2 protein-coding genes are annotated in these 1,986 nt (G+C 69.0%); both read left to right on the top strand.

All coding sequences use genetic code 11. From position 1 onward, the window contains the following. The first annotated feature begins 187 nt into the window (after positions 1–187). Complete coding sequence (locus ACLEQD_RS42195; protein WP_410391600.1) at positions 188–1,576, top strand: peptide MFS transporter; 1,389 nt, start codon at positions 188–190, stop codon at positions 1,574–1,576. 123 nt (positions 1,577–1,699) lie between these two features. Then, a partial coding sequence (locus ACLEQD_RS42190) for an FIST N-terminal domain-containing protein (protein WP_410391598.1) occupies positions 1,700–1,986 on the top strand: 287 nt, incomplete at its 3' end.

The following is a 1,986-nucleotide window of genomic DNA, read 5'->3' as shown; positions in this document are numbered from 1 at the left end:
CGCATGGGCTGACGCGGGCCGGCCGACGAGGGGGGGCGCGGGGGGCTGGTCGGGCCGCTCGCGCAGGGGGCGGGAATTCCCAAGGACGCGCGGTGTCCTCTGTCCTCGCTGAAGGCGTGACTCCTGTTACAGTCGCGCGACTTTTTCGTTCCCCCCTTCACAGACATCCGTTCGAGGAACTCACGGCATGCAAAGCACCGTCGCCGCGGGCGAGGCCCGCAAGGGGCATCCCCCGGGCCTGTATTTGTTGTTCGCCACCGAGATGTGGGAGCGCATGTCCTATTACGGCATGCGCGGCCTGCTGGTGCTCTTCCTCACCGACAAGGTGCGGGGCGGCTTTGGCTGGTCCACGGCGGATGCGCTGGGCCTCTACGGCACCTACACCGGCCTCGTGTACCTGACGCCCATCCTTGGCGGCTACATCGCGGACCGCTTCATCGGCCAGCGCAAGGCGGTGCTCCTGGGCGGCGTGCTGATGATCATCGGCCACCTGCTCTTGGCGTTCCCAGGCGTCCCCGTCTTCTATACGGGCCTGGGCTTCCTCATCATCGGCAACGGCTTCTTCAAGCCGAACATCTCCACCATGGTGGGCGGGCTGTACCCCGCGGGTGACGGCCGGCGCGACGGTGCCTTCACCATCTTCTACATGGGCATCAACCTGGGCGCCGTGCTGGGCAACTTCATCTGCGGCACGCTGGGCGAGCGCGTGGGCTGGCACTGGGGCTTCGGCTCCGCCGGCGTGGGCATGACCCTGGGCGTCATCACCTTCGTGCTGCTGGCGAAGCGGTACCTGGGCCCCGTGGGCCTGGCGCCCGCGCCGCGCACCCCCGAGGCGCGGACGACGGCGACGGAGGGCAAGCGCCCCGCCTTCAGCCGCGAGGAGTGGGACCGCATCATCGTCATCTTCATCATCGCGCTGTTCGTGGTCGCGTTCTGGACGGGCTTCGAGCAGGCCGGTGGCCTGATGAACCTCTACACGGACCAGAAGGTGGACCGCTCCATGTTCGGCTGGGAGGTGCCCACCACCTGGTTCCAGAACTTCAACTCCGTGTTCATCGTGACGCTGGCGCCGGTGTTCGCGATGGTGTGGAGCTCGCTGGCGGCGAAGGGCAAGGACCTGAGCATCCCGGTGAAGATGTCCCTGGGGCTCATCTTCCTGGCCGTGGGCTTCGCGTTCATGCTGGGCGCCTCCAAGGAGAGCGCGGCGGACGGCAAGGCGGCGGCGTGGTGGGTCATCATGGCGTACCTCTTCCACACCATGGGCGAGCTGTGCCTGTCGCCGGTGGGCCTCTCCATGGTGAGCAAGGTGGCGCCCCAGCGCGTCACCTCCGCGATGATGGGCGTGTGGTTCCTGGCGAACGCGGTGGCCAACAAGCTGTCCGGCGTGCTGGGCGGCTACTCGGAGAAGATGGGGGAGTTCAGCGTGTTCCTCACCATCGTCATCGGCGCGGGCCTGGCGGGCGTCATCCTGCTGTTCCTCGCCCCCATGCTGAAGCGGATGATGCACGGCACGGACGAGGTGACGACCGCGGCCCTGCCCGCGCACCAGGAAGGCACCGTCCACCCGGCCACCTGAGCCAGGGGGCGTCCCCTTCGAAGCACGAACGCCGGAGCGCCCCCCTGGGTGCTCCGGCGTTTTTCGTGGGGCCCTGCGTGCCCTGCACGCCCGCTTCCGCGTGAGTATCGATGCTGGAGCCCCATGCGGATCCAGATTGGAAAGAGCCGCTCCCCGGATTGCGCCGTCGCCGCGCGGGAAGCGGGCCAGGAGGCGCTGCGCGGCGTGAACGCCGCCACCTTCGCCCTCGTGCTGTGCACGGACCAGTACGACGCGGTGGCGCTGGCGTCCGCGGTCCGCGAGGAGCTGGGGGACATCCCCTGGGCCGGGTGCTGCGCGGCGGGCGTCTTCGCGGGCGCCGAGCTGCTGCTGCAGGGGCTGGTCATCGCGCTCTTCCGCGCGACGACTTCCGCGTCGGCGTGGGATGGCGG

This window comes from Corallococcus sp. 4LFB (assembly GCF_046520365.1).
GTDB lineage: Bacteria > Myxococcota > Myxococcia > Myxococcales > Myxococcaceae > Corallococcus > Corallococcus caeni.
Note: the sequence above shows the minus strand (reverse complement) of the source record. Positions and strands in the feature narration are given on the sequence as shown.